The 5310-nt window shown below is 69.8% G+C and carries 5 protein-coding genes and 1 pseudogene; 4 read left to right on the plus strand and 2 right to left on the minus strand.

From position 1 onward, the window contains the following. Together ACWELQ_RS37175 and ACWELQ_RS37180 are read right to left on the minus strand one after the other, a co-directional pair. Positions 1–467: pseudogene (locus tag ACWELQ_RS37175) on the minus strand (molybdopterin-dependent oxidoreductase); the annotation flags it as partial. A gap of 115 nt (positions 468–582) precedes the next feature. Next, complete coding sequence (locus ACWELQ_RS37180) at positions 583–1212, minus strand: fasciclin domain-containing protein (protein WP_452401703.1); 630 nt, start codon at positions 1210–1212, stop codon at positions 583–585. Positions 1213–1552: 340 nt separating this feature from the next. On the opposite strand from ACWELQ_RS37180, the gene sigK reads away from it, so the two are divergent. The 4 genes from sigK to ACWELQ_RS37200 all read left to right on the plus strand — a co-directional run bounded on the left by sigK (position 1553) and on the right by ACWELQ_RS37200 (position 5188). Next, positions 1553–2215, plus strand: a complete 663-nt coding sequence (gene sigK / locus ACWELQ_RS37185) for an ECF RNA polymerase sigma factor SigK (RefSeq protein ID WP_452401704.1) — start codon at positions 1553–1555, stop codon at positions 2213–2215. Next, entirely contained in the window at positions 2208–3005 is a 798-nt protein-coding gene (locus tag ACWELQ_RS37190; protein ID WP_452401705.1) for an anti-sigma factor, read from the plus strand. The genes sigK and ACWELQ_RS37190 overlap by 8 nt, the downstream gene beginning before the upstream one ends. Before the next feature lie 143 nt (positions 3006–3148). Continuing rightward, positions 3149–4267 carry a diguanylate cyclase gene (locus ACWELQ_RS37195; protein ID WP_452401706.1) on the plus strand — a complete coding sequence of 373 codons (1119 nt, stop codon included), beginning with the start codon at positions 3149–3151 and terminating at the stop codon, positions 4265–4267. 63 nt (positions 4268–4330) lie between these two features. Further along, complete coding sequence (locus tag ACWELQ_RS37200) at positions 4331–5188, plus strand: alpha/beta fold hydrolase (protein ID WP_452401707.1); 858 nt, start codon at positions 4331–4333, stop codon at positions 5186–5188. Positions 5189–5310 lie beyond the last annotated feature (122 nt).

The raw sequence follows: 5310 nt of genomic DNA on the forward strand, positions 1-5310 counted from the left end.
AGTGCATGGCTCGCGGCCGCAACCAGGAACCGGCGGCGGGAGACGCCGACCGCGGGCCGACCCGGACGCGGCCCACCCACCACCAGCAGCCGCAGGACCACGACGCCCGCGATCACACCCGCCACCGCCGGAACCGCGAACCATGCACTGGCAGTGGGTCTTTGCAGCGCGGCGACCAAGGTGATGCCGCCGAGCGCGACCAGCAGCACGCTACCCAGCGGACGCCGCCGCTCCAGCAGACCGGCCACCACCGCCCCGGCCACCATGACCGCCGCCATGGTGGCGAACAGCGCCTGCTTGTCATGGCTGCCGAAGCGGCGGATCGCCGCGTCCTTCCACTGGTGCGGGGTGTGATCGACCATGGTCGCGCCGAGCACGAAGAACGGTGACGACGCGGGATCGATCAGCGCGGCGACGAGATGACCGACACCCAGGACGGTGGCCGCGGCGAGCACACCGGCCACCACCGCGCGCGACCATCCGATCGACGGAGGACGTGAGTGTCGGTCGCGCGCAGCGGGTTCGGGCAGATTTACGGGATCGGGAACGACCGCGGGTTCGGGCATAACGACGTCTTCGGCATCAGGCGGGCGGCATGAGGACGGTGTCGATCATGTAGACGGTCGCGTTCGCCGTCTGCACGCCACCGCAGATCACCGACGCGTCGCCGACCTTGATGGTGTTCCCGTCGCGGGTCACCGAGACATCCGCGCCCTCGACCGTCTTGTGGGTGCCCGCGATCTGATCGGGGGCGATCCGGCCCGCCACCACGTGATAGGTCAGGATCTTCGAGAGCCCGGGAGCATCGGTCTTCAGCGAATCCACGGTCGCCGCCGGGATTTTCGCGAACGCCGCGTCGACCGGGGCGAAGACGGTGAACTGGCCGCCGTCGAGGGTGTCGACCAGATTCACCTGCGGGTTCAGCTTGCCCGACACCGCCGCGACCAGCGTGGTGAGCAGCGGATTGTGCGAGGCCGCCACCGCGACCGGGTCCTGCGCCATGCCGCTGACCGAGCCCGCGCCGGTCGGGACCTGCTTCGCGTAGTCCTGGCAGCCGGGGCCGACCAGATTCGCGGCCGCGGCGGCCGCGGAGGTGCTCGTCATCGTGGTGGAGGCGGCGCCGGAGTCGGACTTGGTGCTCGAACAGGCGGACATGCCGACCGCCGTGGCCAGCGCGAGGGCGACGAGCACGGTGCGTCGAACGAGTTTCATGATCGATTTCCTTCCGAGGGAATGAAGGCGGAGGTCACCGGCCGGGGTCGGGAGACGAGGATCGGCCGGTGACCGTTCTGCCGTGGGGCGGCTCTGGGCCCCGGGCGGCGCGCCCGTTCTCAGGGAAGCGCCGCATGGGTTTCGCACCGCTCCCCGCGACGGTTTGGTCCGGGCCGCCACCAAACCGAATCGGCTCGCACAGCGAAATCGAGGTATGTCCCGGCAGACACCGCTAGCCTCGGAGGCAGCGCGCGACGACTCGAGCTTGCGCCGCGGCTGCCGCACGTGGTCCCCAGCATCGGAAGCACCGAGTCATCCCTACATACGGAGACACAGCGCTATGGCGGATGAACGCCGCATTCTCTCGGTCGAGACGGGCCGCGACGAGCTGCCCGGCACCGGCGGGGAATCCTGCCCGGCACAGCGCGTCAGCGCCGATCCGGAGCTCGCGCGGCGGCTCGCGGAGCTGCTGCACGCCATCGCCGACGGTGATCGCGCGGCGTTCACGCAGTTCTATCGCTCCACCCACGACCGGGTGTTCGGGCTGGCGCTACGGATCCTGCGGCGCTCGGCGCCGGCCGAGGAGATCACGCAGGAGGTGTACCTCTACGTGTGGAACGCTGCCGCGCAATACGATTCGCGGCTGGCCAGTCCGATCGGCTGGCTGATGATGCTCACCCACCGCCGGTCGGTGGACCGGGTGCGGGTCGAATCCTCCGCCGCCGTCCGGGATCTCACCTACGGGCAGCGGCAATTGGGCCGCGACCACGACATCGTCGCCGAGACGGTGACCCAGCGCTCGGATGAGCGGGCGGTCGTCCGCTGTCTCGACACGCTCACCGTCACGCAACGCGAAACCGTCGCGCTCGCCTACTATGGCGGCCGGACCTACGCGGAAGTGGCCGAGCACCTGGGCATTCCGCTCAACACCGTCAAGACCAGAATTCGCGACGGGCTCAAACGTCTCCAGAGCTGCCTGACAGGATCGGTGCGCGATGCCTGACATCCCTCCCCACACCGACCTGCTCGAGCTGGCCTACCCCTACGCCCTCGACGCTCTCTCCGACGCCGATCGGCGCGCCGTCGAGCACCTGCTCGACCACGCCGACGAACCCACCGCCGCCGAATTCCGTTCCACCGTCCACGATCTGCGCGAAACGCTGGCGTCGATGACCCTCGTCGACGCCGTCCCCGCGCCCGCCGAACTCGAGTCCACGATCAGCGCGGCCCTGGACGCCCAACTCGCCACGCGGTCAGCCACCACGCCTTCCTCCACCGAGTCCTCGAGCGACGCATCGTCGGCCGCCGAGCCTCCCACCGCCGTCTCGTCGATCGACGCGGCCCGCCAACGCAGACTGCGCCTCTACGCGGTGGCCGCGGCGGCAGCGGTGATCATCGCCATCGGCACGGGAATCGCCGTCTACCGCAACCAATCCCCAGCCTCGGGCGACCTCACCGCCCAGCAGGTCATCACCCACGACGACGCCCAGCGCCAAACGGTCCCGGTCTCCACCGGCGGCACCCTCACCGTCGACGCCTCCCGCCAGCTCGGCGCGGCGATCGTCTACTTCGACGCCGTCCCCGCCCCGCCCTCCGGCCACACCTACCAACTCTGGCTCATCTCCCCTGCGGGACAGCCCCGTTCGGCCGGCGTGGTCCCCACCCTCCCTACCGGAGCCAACCCCCTGCTCATGCGCCTCGGCGATGCCAGCCAACTCGCCCTCTCCGTCGAACCCGCCGGCGGCTCCCCCGCCCCCACCACCACCCCCCTCGTCGGAGTCACTCTTTCCTGACCATTCGGTGTGCGCTGCGTCACTTCACTGATACCGGCCGGTGGGTAGCATCGGATGGGTCTTTCGATGTTGCGGCGCGGGCCCATCGAGCGGGTCATCCGAGTGAATCCATAGCAGGCAGTCCACTCGCGAGGCACAGATTCATGAGCGACAGTCTTTCGCTGCTTCGGGACTGGTGGCGTGATCGGACGGACTATCAGGGGTTGGTCGGGACTCTGATGGGATCGGCCGCGTTGCCGCTGGTTCGGTTCATCGTGGGGTTGGGCGGGGTGGTGCTGTGTGCGGTGACGATCTTGACGATGCTGTCGCCCGCGGGACCGACGGGCACGATCGCGCGGTGTGTGTTCGTGGCGATCGGGGCGTTGGCGGCGGCGTGGACATTGCGGTGGTGGTTGCTGCCGTGGCCGCGTGAGGTCGAATCGCTGGCGTGGGTGGCGGCGGCGGATCTCGCCATCACCGCGGCCGGGCTGCTCGACAGCGACCGGGTTTACGGTGCGGTCGGCGCGATCCTGCTGGTGGTGACCGGCGCCTATCTCAGCCTGTTCCACAGCCCGAAAGCCCTTGCGGTGCACACCGCCTGGTCGCTGGCCTCGATCATGGCGCTGACCGGACGCGTCGCGCACGGCGGCGGGAGCGGGGACACCAGGCTGGCGGCCGCGCTCGTGCTGACCATGGTGGCGGCGACCGTGCTGGTCCTGCCGACCTTGCAGTTCTGTACCTGGCTGATGCGCGTCGACACCCTCACCGATCCGCTGACCGGGCTGCTCAATCGCCGTGGCCTCGACTACTACCTGCCCGGGTTCGTGGGATCGGCCCGCTCCGGCGACATCTGTGTGCTGTCGGTCGATCTCGACCGGTTCAAGGCGGTGAACGACACCTTCGGGCACGGCGTCGGCGACGACGCGCTGGTGCGCACGGCCGCCGAACTCGGTGCGGTGGCGGGCGAATTCCTCATCGCCCGCACCGGCGGCGAGGAGTTCGCGCTCATCGGCAGGCTGTCGCCGACCACCTGCGCGGCCGCCGCCGAGGCGGTGCGCCGCGCCATCGCATCGATCGAGGACCTCCCGGTTCGCCTCACCGCCAGTGTGGGTGCCGCACTGCTGAATTCGGCTCACATCGGCGACTGCGGACGCGAGTACCTGCTGACCAGCCTGCTGCGGTCCTCGGACGCGGCGATGTACCAGGCCAAACGCAAAGGGGGCAACACCGTGGTCTTCGCCGCCCGCGTCACCCTCGCCGACGCGTCCGCCGCGGGCTCTTGAGCACCCAACCCGGTTCCTATGTATATTAGGTTTGAACCTAATGACTATAGGAAGGTGCCTTCGATGACCCTGGCGACGGAAATCAGGTCCGATACGCTGCGCGTCCCCGGTGCGACGCTGTACTACGAAACCCGAGGTGCGGGACCGATTCTGGTGTTCCTGCCCGGTGGCGGCGGTGACGCCGGGACCGTGGACCCGCTGGCCGAGGTGCTCGCCGAGCACTTCACGGTGGTGGCCCTGGATCCCCGCGGATACTCGCGCAGCACGCTCGACGGCCCGCAGGTCACGCAGCGGGTGCAGGTGCAGAGCGAGGACGCGCTGCGGCTGATCGACCATCTCACCGACGAGCCCGTGCATGTCGTGGGCGGCAGCGCGGGGGCCATCGTCGGACTCGACCTGCTGGCGCGGCATCCGGACAAGGTCGCGACCCTGGTGGCCCACGAGCCGCCGTGTTTCGCCGCGCTGCCCGATGCCGCCGCACAGCTCGCCATGATCGAGGAGGTGCACACCCTGTTCCTGACCGAGGGCGTCGCGGCGGCGTCGGCGCGATTCCTGGCGGGCATCGGCCCGGCGATGAAGCCCGCGCCCGCGCCGAGCGAGCTGTCGCCGCGGGCGGCGGCGATGTGGGAGCGGCTGGCCGCGAACGGCCCGCTCATGCTCGAGCACGAGCTACGCGAATTCACCTCGTACATCCCCGATTACGAGGCCCTGCGCGAGAATGCCGATCGACTGACCCTGGCCGTCGGGCGCGAGACCCGGGGTGCGCTGCCCTATCGGCCCGCGGTGGAGATCGCCCGGCGAATCGGCGTGGCCGTCAACGAGTTCCCGGGCGCTCACAATGGAATGCGCACCGACGCTGACGCTTTCGCGCGGCAGCTGGTCGAGCTCATTGCCGGTGAAACCCGTTCGGGCCGTGAGTAAGTCGCCGCAAGGCGAGTTCGGCGTATAACGCCGCGCCGTCGGCGAGCACCGATTCGTCGAATTCGGCCAGCGGCGAGTGGTTGGCCGGGGCCTGCTCCGGCTCCGGCGCGCTCGCCGGGGCC

This window comes from Nocardia sp. NPDC004722, from assembly GCF_053601505.1.